The following is a 19,552-nucleotide window of genomic DNA, read 5'->3' on the forward strand; positions in this document are numbered from 1 at the left end:
AAGAAAGGAGCTGCCATTTGCAGCTCCTTTTTTTTATGGACTCGATAATCCATTTTGAGGAACTTATTATTATGTTTTAGTAAGGAATAGTTCGCATCGGATGGCAGTCAAAAAGGAATTACCGCTAGTATTGTGGATTGAACTACCCGCCACTATCGACCTTATGGTCTGATTGAAGTGGGGGATTCCTAAGAACATTAGCCTATCGGCCAATTTTTAATTAGGCTAACCCCGTCGTTCCGACGGTTAGAAGCCTTATGGCTTCGTTCATTAGATTAAGTCCTGCGTTAATATCTCGATCGTGGTGAGTAGAACAAGAAGGACAATCCCATTCACGAAGATTCAGATGTTTAACGTCTTTATTTTGGTACCCGCAGCTAGAACACAATTGGCTAGAAGCAAACGTTTTTGATACGGTCACGATTTGTTTACCATACCATCTTGCTTTGTATTCCAACATTTTTTTGAATTGGTACCAAGATACTTCACTAATCGCTTTAGCTAGTTTGTGATCTTTCATCATATTGGACACTTGCAAGTCTTCCATTCCAATAACATCGTGGTTTTTGATGATTTCGGTAGAGACTTTATGTAAGTAATCCATTCGGGCATTTGAAATTTTTTCGTGTAGGATGGCCACTTTTCGTTTTTGTTTTTGATAGTTTTTAGCTTCAGACAATGGGTTATTTCGATTCAAAGCTATTTCTTGTCGCCTTGAAAGAATCCGTTGTGCTTTGGCCAATTTTTTTTCGACCGTCCGGAAGAATTTTGGGTTTTGATAGATCGTACCATCTGAAAGAATTGCAAAGTTCTTCAAACCAACATCTACACCGCACGAACGATTCGTTTTAGGATGTACTTGTACATCGGTTTCGGCTAAAACGGAAATGAAGTATTTACCTGAAGGGTTCCGCCTGATTGTGGCATTGATGATTCGCCCTTCGACTTCGCGGCTTTTAGCAAAACGAACTAAACCGAGTTTGGGCAATTTGATTTGGTTTCCAATCATTCCGATATTTCCATTCGTATGTTTAGTCGTGTAGGACTGGACCGGATTCTTTTTTGATTTGAAGCGTGGAGACTTGTTTTGCTTTTTATAATATCGACTATAGGAATCTGCTAAATTTTCCACCGATTTCTGTAAGGCAATACTGTCTACTTCTTTCAGGAAAGAATATTCTTTCTTTAAAGCTGGAAGTTCTTTGATAGTTGCGTATTTATTCACAAAAGAGCCTTTCCATTTATTAAAGGGTAATTGGCCGTTCTGCTTCATTTCTTCACAGATATACCAGTAAGCATCTTTCTCATTTTGTTTGCCTAAAAAGAAGTTATAGACAAAACGAGAGCAGCCAAATGTTTTATTGATGAGAACTAATTGTTCTTTCGTTGGATAGATTCGAAATTTATAAGCTTTGTTTACGACCATTGGTTTCATCCCCTTATTGTTATTATCAACCAGAGAACGTACGTTTGTCAAAAGGATACTTTGGTTTAGGCCAACCGCCATTCATCTCCCCCTTACCGTTGGGCTTTCGCCCTTCACACGCTTGAAGAGGGAGTCTTCTGGCGGGAAATGATAAATTGTTCTTAGCACTTAGAAATCCGTCGTGAGTCCAGTTTCTTTGAAATATATAAACAAAGTAAGCCAGTTAAAAATATTAATAAGAAAATAGGGATGGCAAAAACGGTTAAAAACGAAAATATGAAAAAAATGCCGCTTACCGCAAATATGAGCCAACTGCTAATCAGCAAGCAGCTGGATAAAAAATCTTTAACCGCATGGATCATGTTTCACCAATGGTTGATATAGGAGGACAAGATGAATGGACAGGGAATCTTCATTATTAAAAGAGCATTTGTATCAGCTGGAGGAGAAATTGTTAAAATCTGAAGTTCGTACATCTCCAGAAGAGCTTTCATCATTATTGAAAGATGATTTCTTTGAGTTCGGCAGTTCGGGTAACATATGGTCAAAAAACGATTTTATGGGGCAAGAGGGTGCCGGAGCAGTGAACATGACCCTAAGTCAATTTGAGATGCATCCATTGTCTGATGATACCGTGTTAACTACATACCGGATTTTTGATGAAGATAAGCTGGAACATACCTTAAGAAGTTCAATCTGGAAATGTGCGAATGGAAGATGGCAGATGTTTTTTCATCAAGGCACAAAAACAAAAGGGCCCCTTTAAGCCTTTTATTTATGAAAAAGAAAGTTTTCCCTGCTTGAAAACTATTTCACTAAAATGATAGGGGTGGATGAAGGTGATCTTTCGTACCATTGATACGGACAAAGATAAAGATACTATCATTAAATTCCGGAAAGATTCCTTTATTGTAAGTTTTGGAACTGATGCTGGTTTTGGAGATGAACATGCATATCTGCAACGAATGGAAGAAAGGGTCCGCAAATTTCCTGATGGACAGGTGATCCTTGAAAAGGACCAAGAACCGATTGGACAAATGGAACTTCAAATTCGGGAGTACGAAGGAACTGAAATTGGCTATGTGAATCTATTTTACCTTATTCCCGAATACCGCAGTAAAGGCCTCGGCAAGGAATTGGTTCGCTACGCAGAAAACTTTTTCAAGCAATTTAATGTATCCGAATATCACTTAAGGGTTTCTCCGGATAATCAAAGGGCGATTTCTTTATATACGAATTCAGGCATGGTGAAGATAAGGGAAGAAAATGAAAAATACCCTGTATGGAGAATGGGCAAATCATTATGAAAATAGAAATATAAAATATATTGATATAATAAAAAAGTATCAATTCACTATATTATGAAACTATTTATAGCGATAAAAAATATGGTTGACTTTAGAGAAAATAGAATATATAGTGAAGGACATAATTAAATACAACGTTAATTCTTATCAAGAGATGTGGAGGGACTTGGCCCTATGATACCTCGGCAGCGGGTTTTTACTTTTGTAAAAATACTGTGCTAATTCCAACGGACGAAAGTTTGAAAGATAAGAAGGAGCTTTTCTTAGATAATTAATTTAAGAGTTTACTCTTTTTTATGTCTAAAAGAGGCCTCTTCTGTCTGATGACGGAAGAGGCCTCTTTTGTTTATTCAAAATGTAATATGGTTATTTGGAGAATTGGTGCAAATACTCGAGAGTTTCGCAGAATTTAACCTATCATTATGAAGCGTTGCAAAGCTCTTCTCTCTGGATAAGGAATTCGTACAAATAAACAGCATGGGGGGAGATTGAGATGATTGAGTTTCAAGGTGTTAAAAAGATTTATGAAACAAAGAAACAGACTGTCGAGGCTTTGAAGGGCATTGATTTGAAAGTGGAAAAGGGGGATATATTCGGGGTAGTCGGTTATAGCGGGGCCGGAAAGAGTACGTTGATCAGGTTGGTCAATTTGCTTGAACATCCTTCAGATGGTTCGGTGATTGTTGGGGGCAAGGATTTAACCAAATTAAGCCCGAAGGAATTACGGGCAGAAAAGAAAAAAATCGGGATGATCTTTCAGCATTTCAACTTGTTAAATTCAAAAACTGTTTTTGATAATATTGCCATGCCGCTGGTTTTATCGGGAACTCCGGCTAAGGAAATTCAAAAACGTGTAGGCGAGCTGTTGGAGTTCGTTGGCTTATCGAGCAAAGCAAAGAGTTATCCGGATCAATTATCTGGCGGTCAAAAGCAGCGGATCGGCATTGCGAGGGCATTGGCTACGAATCCATCGATCTTATTGTGTGATGAAGCTACGTCGGCATTGGATCCACAAACAACGAGTGCAGTTCTGCAGCTCTTAAAAAAAATTAATGAAGAATACAATATTACCATTCTGCTAATCACTCATGAGATGTCTGTCATTCGGGAAATTTGCAATAAGGTAGCGGTCATGGAGGGCGGTTGCGTCGTTGAGCAAGGTTCAGTTTTCGAAGTTTTTGCCAAGCCGCAAACGGATATTGCAAAAAACTTCGTGAGAACGGTCATACATGATGAAATTCCACAAAGTTTCCTAAAAAGCATAGGGTCCCACATCCCGATTATTTGGAAAATTAATTTTATTGGGACTACTTCGGGTACTCCTCTACTTTCAACCATCTCGAAGAAATATGATGTTCATCTAAGTGTCTTATCAGCCAATATTTCTGAAATCCAGGAAACGCCTTTCGGTAATTTGATCATCGAAGTGACCGGGAACAAAAATGAGGTGGACAAGGCTTATCAATATATTAAAGATGAGGGAATTCTCGTCCAGGAGGTGCAAGTATAAATGGGTAATACGCTTTGGGGAATGGAAATAACGGCAGAGCAGCTGTTGACAGCTTTCGGTGACACACTTTATATGGTAGCCATCTCATTGGTGTTTTCCGGATTGATTGGGCTTCCGCTCGGTATCCTGCTTGTCATTACAAGAAAGGGTCACATCCTGGAGAATAAATGGATTTTTAATGTATTGAACCCGATCATCAATATATTGCGGTCCGTTCCTTTCATCATCTTGCTTGTAGCAGTTATTCCGCTTACCAGAATGATTGTCGGAAGTGCGATCGGAATGAATGCGGCCATTGTTCCGCTAATCTTTTACGCGGCTCCTTATATTGCCCGGCTTGTGGAAAACTCTCTGTTGGAAGTTGACAAAGGGATTATCGAGGCGGCTCAGGCGATGGGGGCGACAACATGGCAAATCATTTACCGCTTTTTGATTCCCGAGGGACTTAGCTCGTTAATCCTGACATTTACAACAGCGACAATCGGGCTTGTTGGATCTACGGCGATGGCAGGTGCCGTCGGTGCAGGCGGGGTCGGGGATTTAGCCTTGGCTTACGGTTACCAAAGGTTCGATACGATGACGATGATCGTCACAGTAGCGGCGCTCGTGATCATCGTTCAATTAATGCAATCCACCGGGAACTTTGTTTCAAGAAAAATAAGAAGAAGATAAAACTAACTGGAGGCAGGAAAAATGAAAAAAATCTTACTAACGATCATGGTATTGGCATTGGCCATCGTGGCTGCAGCATGCGGGAACGATGAGGGTGCATCAGGGAGTTCGGATGATGTAAAAACTGTGAAAGTCGGTGTCAGCAGCGGGGATACGAGAACATGGGAATACATTATCGATTTGGCGAAAGAGGAAGGGCTTAATATAGAACTGGTCACTTTCAATGATTATATCCAACCGAACCTTGCGTTAAGCGAAGGTGAAATTGATGCCAATTCATTCCAAACGGTCGCCTATTTCGATGAATTCGTTCAAGATCAAAATCTGAAATTGGAGGCCATCGGGTCGACTGTCATTGCACCTATGGGCCTTTATTCGAAAAAACATAAAAGTCTCAAAGATCTTCCGGATGGTGCTACGGTAGCGGTTCCGAATGAAGCAACAAACTTTGGCCGTGCACTGCTCCTGCTTCAGGAAGCTGGATTGATTACATTGAAAGAAGAATTCAATGGATCGGGATCATTGGAAATCATTAAGGAAAATCCGAAAAACCTGAAAATCCAGCCTGTTGCTGCCGGTAATACACCGCGTCTATTGGATGATGCCGATGCTTCAGCCATCAATAATAACTTTGCCGTCGAAGCAGGCCTTACATTAAAAGATTCTTTATTCCATGAAAGTAAAACGGCGAAACCATATATTAATATCATTGCAGTTAAAAAGGGTAATGCCGATCGTCCTGAGCTGCAAAAATTAGTGGAGCTTTATCAATCGAAAGAAGTGGAAGCGTTCATTGAAAAAACGTTTAAAGGAAACACCATTCCTGCCTATGTTTCTGTAGATGAATTAGTGAATTACCAGGACGCTTGGACAAAACCAGCTAATGAAAAGTAATCGATGCATTCAAGAAAAAGGGGAGATAAGAGCATGGCGAGAGAATCAGTGCTGAAGCAGCATAAGCAAATCATTGAAGATCATATCGACCTTCATTCCGAATTATATATCGAAACGAGCCAAGCCATTCATGCCAAACCTGAAATTGGGAATCAAGAGTTCTTCGCTTCGGATACATTAACCGGAATACTTCAAAATGAAGGATTTGAAGTGACACGCAATATTGCCGGGCATGAAACAGGGTTCATCGCCAAAAAAACCTCTTCAAAGAAAGGACCTACAATTGCCTTTTTAGCCGAGTATGATGCATTGCCGGGTTTAGGCCATGCTTGCGGCCATAATATCATCGGCACAACGAGTGTTGCGGCAGGCATTTCCCTGGCCCAAGTGCTGAAGGAAACGGGCGGAGAGGTGATCGTTTTCGGAACACCGGCTGAAGAGGGCGGGCCGAATGGAAGTGCAAAAGGAAGCTTTGTGAAGCACGGTCTATTTGATGGGGTGGATGCGGCCATCCTTATCCATCCTGCTGGAAAAACGGGTGTAACAAGTCCGTTTTTGGCTGTCGACCCCCTTGATTTTCATTTTTACGGGAAGTCAGCACATGCAGCAGCTGCACCTGAAGAAGGCGTGAATGCACTTGACGGGGTGATTCAGCTGTTCAATGGCATTAATGCTTTGCGTCAGCAGCTCCCGGCCGAGGTCAAAATTCACGGAATCATCACCAATGGCGGGGAAGCGCCTAACATCATTCCTGAATATGCTTCCGCCAGATTTTACATCAGAGCAACAACATGGAAACTTTGCCAAGAAGTATCCAATAAAATACGTGCTGTTGCTGAAGGGGCAGCACTTGCCACAGGAAGCACGGTTAAAGTGGAACGTTTCCAAAATGAAGTACTCGATTTTGTCATCAATCCAGTTCTGGATGAACTGCTAAAAGAAGAACTGACTCAATTAGGGGAAGCGGTGGCTCCTCGAAAAGAGAGTGGCTTTGGCTCGACGGATGCAGGTAATGTAAGCCATGCAGTGCCGACAGCACATCCTTATATAAAAATTGGACATGATGAGTTGATTGCCCATACGAATGAATTCCGCGACTGTGCCAAATCTCCTGCTGGAGACAAAGCCATCCTGACCGGAGCAAAAGCTCTAGCACTTACAGGGTATAAATTGCTTTCGGATAAAGACCTGTTGGATCAAGTGAAAGCGGCATTTCATGAAGCGAAGCAAACGGAAAAATTTTGAGTAGCAGCCATTATTTTTTCGATTCTTGTATAATGACCTAATAACCTTATTATCTCGTTAATCCCTGTGATTCTTGCGTTATACATTATTGTCACGAACAGTTATAAGTAAAGGAATGAATTTTATTTGTTTCTTTCTTATTCTGTTCTTTTTATTTCCCGTCTTTTGCTGCATAAAATCCTTCAAATTCTTACTTAATTGAGTAACTTCTTTCCTGACATTTCAGATTCCCCCTACAATTTTCCATTCTATAACAATTGGTATAGCAGGTTTAGCCTTTACTTGTTGACGTTTTAGTACGGTCGTACTAAAATGTAAGTATGGTGAAAACAAAGGATAAAATCATTCGAAAATCAGTAGAACTTATCTCTCTATATGGTTATGTTAATTTTTCTATCGGAAATGTTGCTAAGGAGGTACAGGTAAGTAAAGGTGTAGTAAATTACCATTTCCCTCAGAAAGAATTACTATTGGAAGCAATAATTACTCAATATTATGAAAAAGCGGCCTTTTATATGGGAGAGCACATGATCTTGGAGGAAGATGCAAAAAGGATGTTAGAATCTTACATCGAGTCTAACTTAAGATTCGTGTCGGAAAATAAAGCAGAAACATTGGCAATAACGGAAATAGTACTTAACGGAAGAAATGAAAACGGAGAATTGATCTTTGTGGATGAAAATAACACCATATTAAATCCACTAATCGAGATTTTTCAATACGGGCAGGATGTTGACAGGAGTTTTAGAAAATTTCCTCCTGAAATAATGGCTAGAGCAGTTAGAAACGTAATTGATAGCTTTAGTTCAACAATCGCAAAAGAAGAAATAACTGATATTGATTCTGTGATAATGGAAATAAAAACCATATTTAATAAAGCCACCGAAAGAAGTGATTAATAATGTCTAAAATTACGAATGAAGTACTAAGATTCATAGGAATTGTCCTATTTATTTTTGCAGTTCAGGGATTGATAAGACCATTGTTCAGCATGTTTTTTGGTCATTCATTAACTTTTAACTTATTCTCTCTTCCAAGTACAGTTTCACTCGTTATCTATGTGATCATTTTAGTATTAGGAATATTGTTAGTTAAAAAGACAAAACCATTTGACAGTGAAAAAAAATAATGGCTTTATAAAACATTGCCTTTTCCCCAGGAAAAAAATAGTTGACTACGAAGCATGTAGTTAGTATTATAATAATACCGAGTAATTAAATAGGAATTATGGGTTAATTGACCGGAAAACCGGAGACTTTTCTTTCATGTAAAGAGGTGTCTCCGGTTTTTTGTGAATGGGCAAGTCAATACGTATTAAAAAGGAGGATTTATCATGGGGATATTATTGCGTAAAGCCATTGAGAAAAAAAGGAACTTCCTGATCAATAAGTTGATTAACAAGGGAGTTTATAAAAAGAATGACATCCATCTATTTGAATTGACCTTAACCGATTTAGAGAATGAATATATTAAAATAAGTAAAATTGAGGAGAAGGAATCCGACGATCATTCCCCCTGTCTAAGGAAACATTTCATATTCTATGAGAATAGAAGGAGGGGGTGAAATGGGGAAGGGCTTGGAAGAAAGGCGGAAGGAATTAATCTATAAACTTATGATCCATACTGTAAATAAAACAGTGGAACAGCTTATGAAGTTAACCTTGAAAGAATTGGAAACAGAATATAAAAAGGTTCAAAATGACTGTCACCCCCATAGTGATGCGGGTTCCATACATTGGGTCCATACAAAACGGCAGTAGGGTGAATGTGGAACCTTAATTCATCATGAAAAATTTCATCATTTTGCTAACGGCTGCTTGTGCTGATTCTGCATGATATTTTGAATGGTAAGGGTCGCTGAATCCGTGTCCCCCCATGAATTTATGAACTTCGACATCCTTACTTTCTAAAGCTGAAATTAACTCGTCGACATTAAATGATGGCTCTTCTAGCGGGAAAAATAGCAGTGCAGGGCATCGTTGCGCCAATTCTGCATAATTCCTAATACGCGAACCGTAGTAACCAACAATTCCATCTACATACTCTTCCTCACTGCACAGCCAAGCTACAGTTGCCCCTGCACTGAATCCAAGGAGAAAAATCTTTTGGTATTCCTCTTTAATATCCAATAATATATCCTTTATTTTATGTAAAGCGCCTGTGAAACCTACGTTCTCCATAAAATGCCGATAAGCAGCTTCCTCTTGGGAATAATCAAATGGCCTCTCACGTTCTAACAAATCCGGACAGATCACATCAAAACCCTGTTTTGATAATAACTCACAATAACCCTGCATATGTCGGTTCAGGCCATATATTTCGTGAATGACAATGATGACAGTATCGGACTTTTTCTGTATGTTCAGCATGTATAACCTCCTCAAACTGTGTGAAAATTAAAAACTAGATAGATAAAAGCCAACCAATTCTTTTCATCCTTAACTATTACAAATCATAAGTACATTACCATCAGGATCTTGAAAGTTAAAATAAGCAAAGTCTCCAATACGCTCTATTTCTTTAACAATACGTATGTTATTACCATTAATGAATTTATAGGCTTCGTCTATATCCTTTACGTAGAAATTTAACAATACATTGTTGGATGGTTCGAATCTAAAATCAGGATTTAATGGTATGGTCATCTAACGTTAATCCAGTTTCATATGTTATAGGAATATTGTAAACCGGCGATTCTACAGAATCACCATTATGAGGAATGCCAAGGATATTACAATACCATCCAACTGATTTTTTAAATCTTTAACATGAATGAAAACATTGTTAACTTTAGGGAAAATAGGAGAATTTATTGATTTCAACTTTTCCACCTTTCGTTGAACCTTACCTAAGAATTCACGAATCTCGATAAAAAACCTTTTTTAATCATTGAGTAGACTCCATATTCAACAGCTGCACAGAAACGCCCATTTTTTTTAATACGAGTCAGCCTTTTCCCCATTATAATACATAAAGAAAAGGTTGTTTAAGACAGCCCTTATCGTTAGCTATTCCAAATGCGTAGTACTATTTGAAAATCTTATAAGTTTGTATGGATGATCAGTATACTCAAGAAGATGTATTCCTGTATTATCAGAATTGAACCACACATCATTAATTGCGGGTGGTAATTGAAGAAAGCTTTCAATTATTTTAGTAATCATCCCTCCATGGGATATAATGGCGATTCGTTTATAATTAGCACTGTTCTCTCTAATATAAGCGAGTACATTTTGAGCTCGTAATCTAAAATCTAAATTATTCTCCTTATCCTGCATCTCTCGTAAATCTTCCAGAAGTGTGACTGGACATTTGATAGTATTTGATAAAGTTTCGGCAGTTTTACTAGCACGAAGCAAGGTGCTTGACCATATAAGTTCTGGAGGAAACTCTTCGGAAACACGTCTGCACATTTTTTCTACTTGTTTAACTCCCTTAACAGTTAGTGGTAAGTCAGTAGTTCGTTTGTAATTTTCTTCTAGAAAATCGTCTTCTGACTCACCATGCCGAATTAATAATATCTGCAAGATATCACCTCAATTTTGTTTATTTATCCCAATTTATAATTCTACTCAACTTTAATAAAACCTTTAAAAGAATAAAAATTGAGCTATTAGTTATATCTTTAAACTCTACATTAATGTTATAAGATCGTATCATGCCCTTTTTCACACGTTTATCTGATTGTGGTGCTGTTAACAAGTAAGCTTCAGCACTCCTGAAGATAAGTTAACCCTTGAAATAGCAAAACAACCGCGTGACAAAATTGTAAGACGGCAGCTTAAACTGTTAGGAAGAACGATGGCGATATATTTCCTTTCTCTTTAATATGTAAGAAAAAGAGGAAGGTTGGGTATGAAATGGACTTTTTTGAGGTGAATACCAATGTGTTCAGAATAATCAATGACTTAGGGAAACAGTACGATTATTTAAACCCTTTTGCCATTTTCATTGCCGAGTACATGGTATTTTTATTAGCTTTGGCAGTCATCTTAATATGGTTCACTCGAAATGAACAGAGTAGGATGATGGTTGTTTGTGGGATGATTACCTTTGTAATAGCTGAAATGATGGGAAAAATGGCAGGGAGATTACATTCGAATAATCAGCCATTTGCCGAATTGGCCAATGTTAATCAGTTAATTGAAAAAGCAGTGGATAATTCATTTCCAAGCGACCATACGATCTTGTTTTTCTCGTTTTGTGTATCGTTTTGGCTTTTCAAAAGAGGTTGGTGGTTGTTATGGATCATGCTGGCTTTCCTTGTTGGCATTTCCCGTATTTGGGTAGGTGTCCACTTTCCGGCGGATGTGCTGGCAGGAGCAATTCTGAGCACCATTTCAGGATTGGCGGTATACCTTGTTGTTCCTAAAATAAGCGTGATTCACAAATTATTAGGGGGATATGAGAGGTATGAAGAAATGGTTCTATCCCCGTTGACTAAATCGAAGGAAAAAAAATCAAAGGATTTGTAAGCGAAAACAGGGTTGCTCAGGCAGCCTTTTTTTTATAATACAAAAATATCCATATGATGATCCTGATGGTAAAATTAAGTGAAAGCAATCCATCGCAATGGGGGACTTAATATTGATTGATATCCAAGAAATCAAAGACATTATCAGGCATCGCTATCCATTTCTTTTAGTTGATAGAGTTTTGGAACTGGAAGAAGGAAAGAGGGCGGTGGCCATTAAAAACGTCACGGCAAATGAAGAGTTTTTTTCTGGTCACTTTCCCGATTACCCAGTGATGCCAGGTGTGTTGATCGTGGAGGCATTAGCACAGGTAAGTGCTGTTGTCATGCTTACAAAAGAAGAAAATAAAGGACGGATCGGGCTTTTGGCCGGGATCGATGGATGCCGTTTTAAAAGGCAAGTAAAACCAGGGGACCAATTACGTTTAGAAGTGGAGATTACTCGCTTGAAAGGTCCTATCGGTAAAGGAACAGGAAGGGCCACTGTCGAGGGGGAAACTGTATGCGAGACAGAGCTCATTTTTGCTTTTGGTGATTGAGGTGATACCGATAAAAAAAGCTTACGGGTATGTGACAAGAATCAATAATGGTGAAACACAGGTATTGGTTTTTCAACATCCCATTAAGGAAGCCGGTATACAGATACCCAAGGGAACGGTGAAGCCTCAGGAAGATGCTTACCAAGCAGTCATTAGGGAAATGAAAGAAGAAACAGGTCTGGAAAATTTTCATGTGGAGAAATTAATAACAGAAGATTTTTGGGAGAACGTCGATGGTGCCATACATAATAGATATTTTTATCAAATAAGTGTATCGAATGTTCCTGATGAATGGGACCATCAGCCGACGGGTGGAGGAGATGAAGCGGGGCTGACATTTCATTTCTTCTGGATTTCATCCGAACATGAAGTGCAACTTATCAAAGGGCATGGAGATTATTTAAACCGGATATTTACCTAACCTGCAGTTTATCACAGCCGGCCAAGATCATTATTGATCTTGGCCGGCTGCTTTTTAATGATCAGGTTTGTTTCTCGGTAATGAAAGTTTTTACGGTTGGCGGTTCATATGTAATGAATTGATCAAGAAGTCCATTAGGTTCAACATCCACCAGCGCCATGGAACGGAATTTTTCATGAAGGAACTGTTCGTCGGCCATATGGTTGAATAAAGCGACCAAGGGATCATAATAGTGATTGATATTTAAGAGTCCGCAAGGTTTTTGATGAAGACCAAGCTGAGCCCAAGTGAAAATCTCAAAGAATTCTTCCAATGTTCCAGGCCCGCCTGGCAAAGCCATGAACCCATCTGCAAGCTCAGCCATTTTTGCTTTTCTTTCATGCATGGACTCCACGACGATCAGCTCGGTTAAGTTCTTATGTGCTATTTCCTTTTTTTTCAGGAAATCCGGCATTACGCCAATTACATTTCCGCCTGCTTCCAAGACGGAATCTGCAACTGCACCCATGATTCCTACACTTGATCCTCCATAAACTAGGGTAATCTTACGTTTTGCCAGTTCCGCACCCAGTTTTTTAGCCTCTTCTACATAGACAGCAGATGCACCTTTGCTTGATCCACAAAATACAGCTAGACTTTTCAAAATATCACATCTCCCATTTAGTAATCTTGCTTTCTTATCATACAAAATTATAGGGGATTTGTTAAACTTGAATGATAAAAAAGGAAGGGTGGATGGATATGGACGTCACTGAATTTCAACAATGGGTAAAAGATTATTATGAAGCACGGGGATGGTCAGAATTGGACATTTTCATTCGCATTGGCTTTTTGGCAGAAGAAACTGGAGAGGTTGCACGAGCCATTCGCTCCCTTGAGATCGGCAGGGATAGACCTGATGAAATTATTGGTTCGTTTGAAGAGAACATACAGGAGCTAACCGAAGAGTTGGGAGATGTGTTAGGAAACTTGATTGTGATCGCGAACAAATACAATATCCCCTTGGAGGAAGTGTTCAATGCCCATAAAAAGAAACTATCTGAACGCTATAATCAAGCATAAGTTTTTTCTCGTGTGAACAAAAAGTTTGCCTACATAATTTCAGTAAACCAGTGAAAGAGCTGTGACTATCAGCTCTTTTTCTTATGGGGCAAACGATAGTCCATCATCCCACTTTATTCCTTAAAAAGAAATACTTTCAGCCTTTTATCCCCCTCCATTAATAAAGAATTCACAAAATATGGGTAGTATGCGCGATTGAGATTGGATTTTATTGGGTATACACTTGGATTAAAGGAATGAACGTTCATTCCGCATCTTTTGAAAAAAGGGGGGATCATTATGATCACGGCAGCAAATAAACGAGACAGTATAGTAAAAAGCGCTTTAGTGCTTTTCGCAGAACGGGGATATGATGCGACGACGATTCCGATGATTGCTGCATCGGCAGGAGTTGGAGCGGGTACCATTTATCGTTATTTCGAGAATAAGGAAGTGCTGGGCAACAAGATCTTTCAAGAGTACTTGGATATTTTCACTGAAACGGTCAAGAATGGATTTCCTCATGATGATTCAATTCGCACGCAGTTTCACCATATTTTTAAAACGATGGTTCACTTTACAACCGAGCAGGACCAAGCTCTTTATTTTATTAAAATCCATAGTGGGGCCCATTTTTTAAATGAAGATAGTCATGCCAGCTTTCAAGGGCTATTGAATATATTCAAAAACTTCTTTGATTCAGGAAAAGAGAAAAAAGAAATTAAGGAGCTTCCTTCTTCAGCTTTGATTGCCATCATTTACGGAGCTTTTCTTGAGCTTGAGCGACTTGTACGCATCGGGGAGTTAGAACCTGACCCAAAACTTTTGGCAGATGTGGAAGAAAGCTTTTGGGATGCAGTGCGATTGCATGTTTAAGACACTTTCAATATAAACGGAATGAACGTTCATTCCGCAATTTAACTATCGTAAAGAGGTGCTAATAAAATGGAAAATACAACTCAGTTTCCACAGCCAAAGACATATGGCCCCCTAGGCAGCCTGCCTATCATTGATAAGGATAAGCCGCTTCAGTCTTTCATGAAGCTGGCACGAGAACTTGGGCCGATTTTTCAGTTTCAATTTCCGGGGCGAATCACTACATTCGTCTCCAGTGCTGCCCTCGCTAAAGAAATATGTGATGAAACTAGATTTGATAAGAAAGTCGGTCCAGCCCTGCAGAAAGTGAGGGCGTTTGGCGGTGATGGTCTCTTCACAAGTGAAACGAAGGAACCGAATTGGAAAAAGGCCCATAACATCCTGCTGCCCAGCTTTAGCCAGCAGGCAATGAAGGGCTATCATGCCAAAATGGTGGATCTTGCTACCCAACTCATTCAAAAATGGGCTCGCCTGAATCCGGCTGATGAGATAGATGTTCCTGAAGATATGACACGATTGACCTTGGATACGATCGGACTATGCGGGTTCAATTACCGCTTTAACAGTTTTTATCGGGAGACCACCCATCCATTCGTCAACAGTATGGTGCGTGCGTTGGATGAAGCAATGAGCCAAACGCAGCGGCTTGGCATCCAAGATAAACTGATGATCAAGTCTAAAAAACAATTCAGGGAAGACATTCAATATATGTTCTCTCTAGTGGATGAATTGATTGCCGAACGAAAACAAAATGGCGATCACGGAGAAGATGACCTTCTTTCCCATATGTTGAAAGGAGTCGATCCTGAAACGGGCGCATCACTGGATGATGAAAATATTCGTTTCCAAATCATTACCTTTTTAATAGCTGGGCATGAAACGACGAGCGGTCTCCTATCGTTCGCCATCTATTTCCTCATGAATAACAGAGACAAGTTAAAAAAAGCGCAGCAAGAAGTCGATGAAGTGCTGGGTGATGATGTTCCTGATTACAAACAAGTGAAAAAGCTGAAATATGTCCGGATGGTGCTGAATGAAACGCTTCGTCTGTGGCCGACAGCTCCGTCGTTTTCCGTATATGCAAAAGAAGATACCATGCTGGACGGAAAATACAATGTGAAGAAAGATGATGTGTTCTCGCTGCTCATTCCCGAGCTTCACCGTGATCCATCCGTTTGGGGTGATGACGTTGAATCGTTCATTCCTGAGCGGTTCGAGGATTTGGATTCCATCCCTTATCATGCGTATAAACCGTTTGGAAACGGGCAGCGCGCCTGTATCGGACAGCAGTTTGCCCTTCATGAAGCGACACTGGTGCTTGGCATGGTTTTACAGCACTTTGACCTGATCGATCATGAAGAATATAAATTGGAAGTCAAAGAAACATTGACTCTTAAACCGGACGGATTGACCATGCGCGTTTCACCGAGGAAGCCGGCGATGTCGTTTACCGTTGCTTCTTCAGAACCAAAGTCTCCGGAAAAAGGTGCCGCGGTATCTCCAACTGAATCAGTACATGGAACACCATTACTCGTCCTGTTTGGATCAAACATGGGAACAGCGGAAGGGATTGCTCGCGACCTTGCCGAAACAGGGAAGCGGCAAGGCTTCCATGCCGAAGTTGCCCCTTTAAATGATTACACCGATCGGCTTCCAAAAGAAGGAGCTGTTCTCATAGTCTCGGCATCCTATAATGGAAATCCCCCTGATAATGCAGGTGACTTCATTTCATGGCTGAAGGAAAACCATGATGGCACATTGGATGGTGTTCACTATGCGGTCTTCGGCTGCGGGGACCGCAATTGGGCCAATACGTACCAACGCATTCCAAACCTCATTGATGAGCGGCTGGAACAAAAAGGAGCAGTGCGGCTGACAGAAACAGGCTATGGGGATGCAAGCGATGACTTTGAAGGGGATTACGAGAAATGGACAGAAGCCCTTTGGCCGAATCTTGCCGAAGCCCTGAACATTGAAGTGAATAAGAATGATCGGGAAGTCAGCTCGATTACGATGAACTTCGTAAGTGATGTGAGCGGCACACCGCTTGCCCGCACCCATCATGCATTTACATCCATTGTAAAAAGGAATACTGAATTACAGCATGAAGATAGCGGAAGAAGTACACGGCATATCGAATTAACGCTGCCAGAGGGAATACATTATCAGGAAGGCGATCATCTCGGGGTGCTTCCGCAAAATCCAGCGGAACTTGTCGAGCGAGTGCTCGGTCGATTTAACCTAAACGGCCAAGATTACGTGAATCTGACTGGGGATTCCGGAAAAGCTGCCCATCTTCCTACAGGAAAACCGGTAAAACTGGAAGAGTTACTATCAAACCATGTGGAGTTCCAAGAACCCGCCACCCGGTCTCAAATACGGGCGCTTGCCACTCATACGGTATGTCCTCCACATGTAAAAGAACTTGAAGATCTTCTATTGGATAATACCTATAAACAAGAAATCCTGAACAAGCGCATAACCATGCTTGACCTAATCGAAAAGTATCTTGCATGTGAAATCCCGTTTGAACGTTTCCTGGCTTTACTGCCACCTTTAAAAGCAAGATACTACTCCATCTCAAGCTCACCACTCCACAACGAAGGAGAAGCAAGCATCACCGTAAGCGTCGTCCGTGGAGAAGCTTTGAGCGGCAACGGGAAATACAAAGGAATTGCATCGAATTATTTGGCAGAACGCTCCCCAGGAGACAAAATAGCCTGCTTTATCAATACGCCGCAATCCAACTTCCAGCTGCCAAAGCAAACAGGAAAACCAATCATCATGATCGGCCCTGGAACAGGCATTGCACCATTCAGGGGATTCATACAATCACGTCGCGCTTTAAAAGAAAAAGGTGAAACGCTAGGGACGGCCCACCTCTACTTTGGATGCCGTAATCCGGAACACGATTTCCTCTATCAAGAAGAACTCGTCCAAGCCGAACAAGAGGGCCTTGTAACACTGCACACCGCTTACTCCAGATGTCCCGGTCAAGAAAAAACATATGTCCAGAACCGATTGGCGGAAAACGCCCATGACATCCTTCCTTTATTAAAAGAAGAAGGAGGACACCTATACATCTGCGGAGACGGAAGCAAAATGGCGCCAGATGTTGAACGAACCATAATTGACAGCTATATGCATATCTATCAAACACAAAGAGAAGAAGCCACAGAATGGCTGCAATCATTAGAAGAGAATGGCAGATATGCGAAAGATGTTTGGGCAGGAGCATAAATAAGAAGAGCAGCGATCCTTAAAGGAATCGCTGCTTTCTTGATGAAAATACGAACTTACGAGTAAATCGCGGAAACTCACGAGTAAAGCTCGAATTCAAGAGTAAAACAGCAAAACTCACGAGTAAATAGTGCAAATTCACGAGTAAATCGCGGAAACTCACGAGTAAAACAGCAAAACTCACGAGTAAAGTGCGAATTCACGAGTAAAACAGCGAAATTCTAGAGTAAATCGCTCAAATTTTCGAATATATCGCTCAAATTCTTGAATATATCGCTCAAATTCAAGAATAAAATCAAACCCTCGAGTAAAGTGGGAACTCACGAGTAAAACAGCGAAATTCTCGAGTATATTGCTCAAACTTTAAAGGGGCAGGTTTCAATAAAAAGTTGAAGAATATATAGAATGAACGGGAGGTGTATGGGAGGAAAATGAAGATAATGGAACTGCCAATTGAATTTGAATTTAATGGACAAAAAAATCATATTAATCCTAGCTTGATTATTTCAAAGGATGAACTAACCTTGGTCGATACAGGGTATCCAAATTTTTTACCATTCATTGAAAATGAATTTTTAAAAAATGGTTATGACATGAAGAAGTTAAAGAATATTATCATTACTCATTATGATATTGATCATATAGGCTCCTTATATGATTTTAAGGAAAAGTATCCCCACATTAACCTGATTGCAAGTGAAGTGGAGTCAAAATATGTTAGTGGTGAAATGAAGTCAGAGAGGTTGGTTCAGGCCGAAGAAATGCTGGAAAATATGCCAATTCAAGAAATCGAATTCGGGAAATGGTTTATCCAACAATTAAAGAATTTAAAGCATGTTTCAATTGATGAAAAGGTACATGATGGTGATTGGATTTTGGATAACGAATGTAGAGTAGTAGCAACACCGGGACATACTTCAGGTCATATTTCATTATATTTTCCACGTTTAAAAAGTGTAATAGCAGGTGATGCAGCTGTTATAGAGAATCGTGAATTGGTCATTGCCAATCCGCACTTTTGTTTAAATGTCGAGAAAGCAGAACAGTCTTTAAGAAAGATTAAGGATCTACAAGCTGAAAACTACTACTGTTATCATGGCGGGACATTCACTTTATAATGGAGTTTTGCTTATAATTGGAGCTGTCTTTAAAGGCAGCTTTTTCTAATGTGTTTGAAGTATTTATTGCGGGTGGTGTCAGCTTCGCTTATACAGAAAAAACCGAACTTCTTACAGTTCGGTCAAGCAAAGGTGTGGAATATAACCCTTGAATGAATTTTTATAGAATCATAATATCTTAATAATTCTGCTGTTCACTTCCAACAGGAAATGAAACCCCCATAGATCGTAAAGCTTCTTTTGCTTGATTTAAATAGGATTCTGCTTGTTCTTGCCATTTGATAATCACTTTAATGAAGGCTATATAATTAGGGCTTGCATTTTCCTCCATTATCTTTAATCCTTCACGTACTTTTTTATCTTGGGTTTCAGCATTCACTATACAAGCTGTCATTGTTTCTACAATGGTTTGCTGTTGCTCACCATTTTTTAGCCTTTGGGCTGACCCCACTGCGGTTACACGGTGATATGATGCCGGGATTAGATGGTTATGCATCTCACGACTTCCTTTTAAATTTTTGGTTTCTGGTATATGGAAAAGCTCACTGCTCATAGCACATACCATTTCTTCAGCATATAGACTTTGGTGCAACATATATAATATAGGTTCCCAGTTGTTTACTCGATAATAATAATCATTCGGATACAAAAAAAACATCTCCTCTTTCAACATTTTATTGTTATCATTTAGGATCGAAATGAATGAAATTGTATTTTCCATCTTATGTTTATGAATGTTGTCCAGTTCAAATAATATTGCAGAGGTTACATGGATAACTGATTCGTGAA

The 19,552-nt window shown here is 39.9% G+C and carries 22 protein-coding genes and 1 riboswitch; of the genes, 16 read left to right on the plus strand and 6 right to left on the minus strand.

The genetic code is table 11. The annotated features are described in order from the left end of the window. Window positions 1-220: 220 nt before the first annotated feature. On the minus strand, window positions 221-1,426 hold the full coding sequence (gene tnpB / locus A6755_RS06480) for an IS200/IS605 family element RNA-guided endonuclease TnpB (protein WP_063592465.1): 1,206 nt from the start codon (window positions 1,424-1,426) through the stop codon (window positions 221-223). A gap of 397 nt (window positions 1,427-1,823) precedes the next feature. Between tnpB and A6755_RS06485 the strand changes: the two genes are divergently transcribed. From A6755_RS06485 to A6755_RS06530, 9 genes are all read left to right on the plus strand, one after another. After that, entirely contained in the window at window positions 1,824-2,192 is a 369-nt protein-coding gene (locus A6755_RS06485) for a nuclear transport factor 2 family protein (protein ID WP_063590154.1), read from the plus strand. 73 nt (window positions 2,193-2,265) lie between these two features. Then, window positions 2,266-2,733, plus strand: coding sequence for a GNAT family N-acetyltransferase (locus A6755_RS06490; protein WP_084737493.1), 468 nt, complete (start codon window positions 2,266-2,268; stop codon window positions 2,731-2,733). Window positions 2,734-2,874: 141 nt separating this feature from the next. Continuing rightward, window positions 2,875-2,986, plus strand: a riboswitch (SAM riboswitch). Window positions 2,987-3,226: 240 nt separating this feature from the next. Beyond that, entirely contained in the window at window positions 3,227-4,243 is a 1,017-nt protein-coding gene (locus A6755_RS06495; protein ID WP_063590156.1) for a methionine ABC transporter ATP-binding protein, read from the plus strand. Window positions 4,244-4,264: 21 nt separating this feature from the next. Next, window positions 4,265-4,915, plus strand: a complete 651-nt coding sequence (locus tag A6755_RS06500) for a methionine ABC transporter permease (RefSeq protein ID WP_063592466.1) — start codon at window positions 4,265-4,267, stop codon at window positions 4,913-4,915. Between the two features lie 21 nt (window positions 4,916-4,936). Then, window positions 4,937-5,809 (plus strand): MetQ/NlpA family ABC transporter substrate-binding protein, encoded by an 873-nt coding sequence (locus A6755_RS06505; protein WP_063590157.1) that lies wholly within the window; start codon window positions 4,937-4,939, stop codon window positions 5,807-5,809. 33 nt (window positions 5,810-5,842) lie between these two features. Further along, window positions 5,843-7,054: a M20 family metallopeptidase gene (locus tag A6755_RS06510; protein WP_063590158.1), complete on the plus strand. Its 1,212-nt coding sequence runs from the start codon at window positions 5,843-5,845 to the stop codon at window positions 7,052-7,054. Between the two features lie 320 nt (window positions 7,055-7,374). Beyond that, window positions 7,375-7,953, plus strand: coding sequence for a TetR/AcrR family transcriptional regulator (locus A6755_RS06515; protein ID WP_063590159.1), 579 nt, complete (start codon window positions 7,375-7,377; stop codon window positions 7,951-7,953). Window positions 7,954-8,387: 434 nt separating this feature from the next. Beyond that, entirely contained in the window at window positions 8,388-8,618 is a 231-nt protein-coding gene (locus A6755_RS06525) for a Fur-regulated basic protein FbpA (protein ID WP_063590161.1), read from the plus strand. A 1-nt stretch (window position 8,619) separates the two neighbouring features. Further along, window positions 8,620-8,814, plus strand: a complete 195-nt coding sequence (locus A6755_RS06530; protein ID WP_063590162.1) for a hypothetical protein — start codon at window positions 8,620-8,622, stop codon at window positions 8,812-8,814. Window positions 8,815-8,829: 15 nt separating this feature from the next. Here A6755_RS06530 and A6755_RS06535 read toward each other — a convergent pair whose 3' ends face one another. The 3 genes from A6755_RS06535 to A6755_RS06545 form a co-directional block, all read right to left on the minus strand. Further along, window positions 8,830-9,423, minus strand: a complete 594-nt coding sequence (locus A6755_RS06535; protein ID WP_063590163.1) for a dienelactone hydrolase family protein — start codon at window positions 9,421-9,423, stop codon at window positions 8,830-8,832. Window positions 9,424-9,492: 69 nt separating this feature from the next. Beyond that, entirely contained in the window at window positions 9,493-9,699 is a 207-nt protein-coding gene (locus tag A6755_RS27525) for a VOC family protein (RefSeq protein WP_244889641.1), read from the minus strand. A 363-nt stretch (window positions 9,700-10,062) separates the two neighbouring features. Continuing rightward, window positions 10,063-10,581, minus strand: a complete 519-nt coding sequence (locus tag A6755_RS06545) for a histidine phosphatase family protein (protein WP_063590164.1) — start codon at window positions 10,579-10,581, stop codon at window positions 10,063-10,065. Between the two features lie 333 nt (window positions 10,582-10,914). Here A6755_RS06545 and A6755_RS06550 point away from each other — a divergent pair, with 333 nt between their 5' ends. From A6755_RS06550 to A6755_RS06560, 3 genes are all read left to right on the plus strand, one after another. Further along, window positions 10,915-11,529: an undecaprenyl-diphosphatase gene (locus A6755_RS06550; RefSeq protein ID WP_063590165.1), complete on the plus strand. Its 615-nt coding sequence runs from the start codon at window positions 10,915-10,917 to the stop codon at window positions 11,527-11,529. Window positions 11,530-11,641: 112 nt separating this feature from the next. Further along, entirely contained in the window at window positions 11,642-12,067 is a 426-nt protein-coding gene (gene fabZ / locus A6755_RS06555; protein WP_063575217.1) for a 3-hydroxyacyl-ACP dehydratase FabZ, read from the plus strand. 1 nt (window position 12,068) lies between these two features. Continuing rightward, window positions 12,069-12,488, plus strand: coding sequence for an NUDIX hydrolase (locus A6755_RS06560; RefSeq protein WP_034304156.1), 420 nt, complete (start codon window positions 12,069-12,071; stop codon window positions 12,486-12,488). Between the two features lie 61 nt (window positions 12,489-12,549). Here the strand turns inward: A6755_RS06560 and A6755_RS06565 are convergent, their stop codons facing one another. Further along, window positions 12,550-13,131, minus strand: a complete 582-nt coding sequence (locus A6755_RS06565) for an LOG family protein (protein ID WP_063590166.1) — start codon at window positions 13,129-13,131, stop codon at window positions 12,550-12,552. 98 nt (window positions 13,132-13,229) lie between these two features. Between A6755_RS06565 and A6755_RS06570 the strand changes: the two genes are divergently transcribed. From A6755_RS06570 to A6755_RS06585, 4 genes are all read left to right on the plus strand, one after another. Further along, window positions 13,230-13,550: a MazG nucleotide pyrophosphohydrolase domain-containing protein gene (locus tag A6755_RS06570; RefSeq protein WP_063592467.1), complete on the plus strand. Its 321-nt coding sequence runs from the start codon at window positions 13,230-13,232 to the stop codon at window positions 13,548-13,550. A 279-nt stretch (window positions 13,551-13,829) separates the two neighbouring features. Beyond that, a complete protein-coding gene (locus A6755_RS06575) occupies window positions 13,830-14,405 on the plus strand; it encodes a TetR/AcrR family transcriptional regulator (RefSeq protein WP_034304153.1) in 576 nt (191 codons plus the stop codon). A 69-nt stretch (window positions 14,406-14,474) separates the two neighbouring features. After that, window positions 14,475-17,645: a bifunctional cytochrome P450/NADPH--P450 reductase gene (locus A6755_RS06580; RefSeq protein WP_063590167.1), complete on the plus strand. Its 3,171-nt coding sequence runs from the start codon at window positions 14,475-14,477 to the stop codon at window positions 17,643-17,645. Window positions 17,646-18,076: 431 nt separating this feature from the next. Continuing rightward, the gene (locus tag A6755_RS06585; RefSeq protein WP_063590168.1) at window positions 18,077-18,763 is read left to right on the plus strand and encodes an MBL fold metallo-hydrolase; all 687 of its coding nucleotides are present in this window, start codon (window positions 18,077-18,079) and stop codon (window positions 18,761-18,763) included. 178 nt (window positions 18,764-18,941) lie between these two features. On the opposite strand, the gene A6755_RS06590 is transcribed toward A6755_RS06585, so the two are convergent. Beyond that, window positions 18,942-19,421, minus strand: a complete 480-nt coding sequence (locus A6755_RS06590) for a hypothetical protein (protein ID WP_063592468.1) — start codon at window positions 19,419-19,421, stop codon at window positions 18,942-18,944. Window positions 19,422-19,552 lie beyond the last annotated feature (131 nt).

Source organism: Peribacillus frigoritolerans, from assembly GCF_001636405.1.
Taxonomy (GTDB): Bacteria; Bacillota; Bacilli; order Bacillales; family DSM-1321; genus Peribacillus; species Peribacillus frigoritolerans.

Coding starts and splice junctions, on each gene's coding strand:
- tnpB (WP_063592465.1), bottom strand. CDS start 1,426: ATGGTCGTAAACAAAGCTTATAAATTTCGAATCTATCCAACGAAAGAA.
- A6755_RS06485 (WP_063590154.1), top strand. CDS start 1,824: ATGGACAGGGAATCTTCATTATTAAAAGAGCATTTGTATCAGCTGGAG.
- A6755_RS06495 (WP_063590156.1), top strand. CDS start 3,227: ATGATTGAGTTTCAAGGTGTTAAAAAGATTTATGAAACAAAGAAACAG.
- A6755_RS06500 (WP_063592466.1), top strand. CDS start 4,265: ATGGAAATAACGGCAGAGCAGCTGTTGACAGCTTTCGGTGACACACTT.
- A6755_RS06505 (WP_063590157.1), top strand. CDS start 4,937: ATGAAAAAAATCTTACTAACGATCATGGTATTGGCATTGGCCATCGTG.
- A6755_RS06510 (WP_063590158.1), top strand. CDS start 5,843: ATGGCGAGAGAATCAGTGCTGAAGCAGCATAAGCAAATCATTGAAGAT.
- A6755_RS06515 (WP_063590159.1), top strand. CDS start 7,375: ATGGTGAAAACAAAGGATAAAATCATTCGAAAATCAGTAGAACTTATC.
- A6755_RS06525 (WP_063590161.1), top strand. CDS start 8,388: ATGGGGATATTATTGCGTAAAGCCATTGAGAAAAAAAGGAACTTCCTG.
- A6755_RS06530 (WP_063590162.1), top strand. CDS start 8,620: ATGGGGAAGGGCTTGGAAGAAAGGCGGAAGGAATTAATCTATAAACTT.
- A6755_RS06535 (WP_063590163.1), bottom strand. CDS start 9,423: ATGCTGAACATACAGAAAAAGTCCGATACTGTCATCATTGTCATTCAC.
- A6755_RS27525 (WP_244889641.1), bottom strand. CDS start 9,699: ATGACCATACCATTAAATCCTGATTTTAGATTCGAACCATCCAACAAT.
- A6755_RS06550 (WP_063590165.1), top strand. CDS start 10,915: ATGGACTTTTTTGAGGTGAATACCAATGTGTTCAGAATAATCAATGAC.
- A6755_RS06570 (WP_063592467.1), top strand. CDS start 13,230: ATGGACGTCACTGAATTTCAACAATGGGTAAAAGATTATTATGAAGCA.
- A6755_RS06575 (WP_034304153.1), top strand. CDS start 13,830: ATGATCACGGCAGCAAATAAACGAGACAGTATAGTAAAAAGCGCTTTA.
- A6755_RS06580 (WP_063590167.1), top strand. CDS start 14,475: ATGGAAAATACAACTCAGTTTCCACAGCCAAAGACATATGGCCCCCTA.
- A6755_RS06585 (WP_063590168.1), top strand. CDS start 18,077: ATGAAGATAATGGAACTGCCAATTGAATTTGAATTTAATGGACAAAAA.
- A6755_RS06590 (WP_063592468.1), bottom strand. CDS start 19,421: ATGTTTTTTTTGTATCCGAATGATTATTATTATCGAGTAAACAACTGG.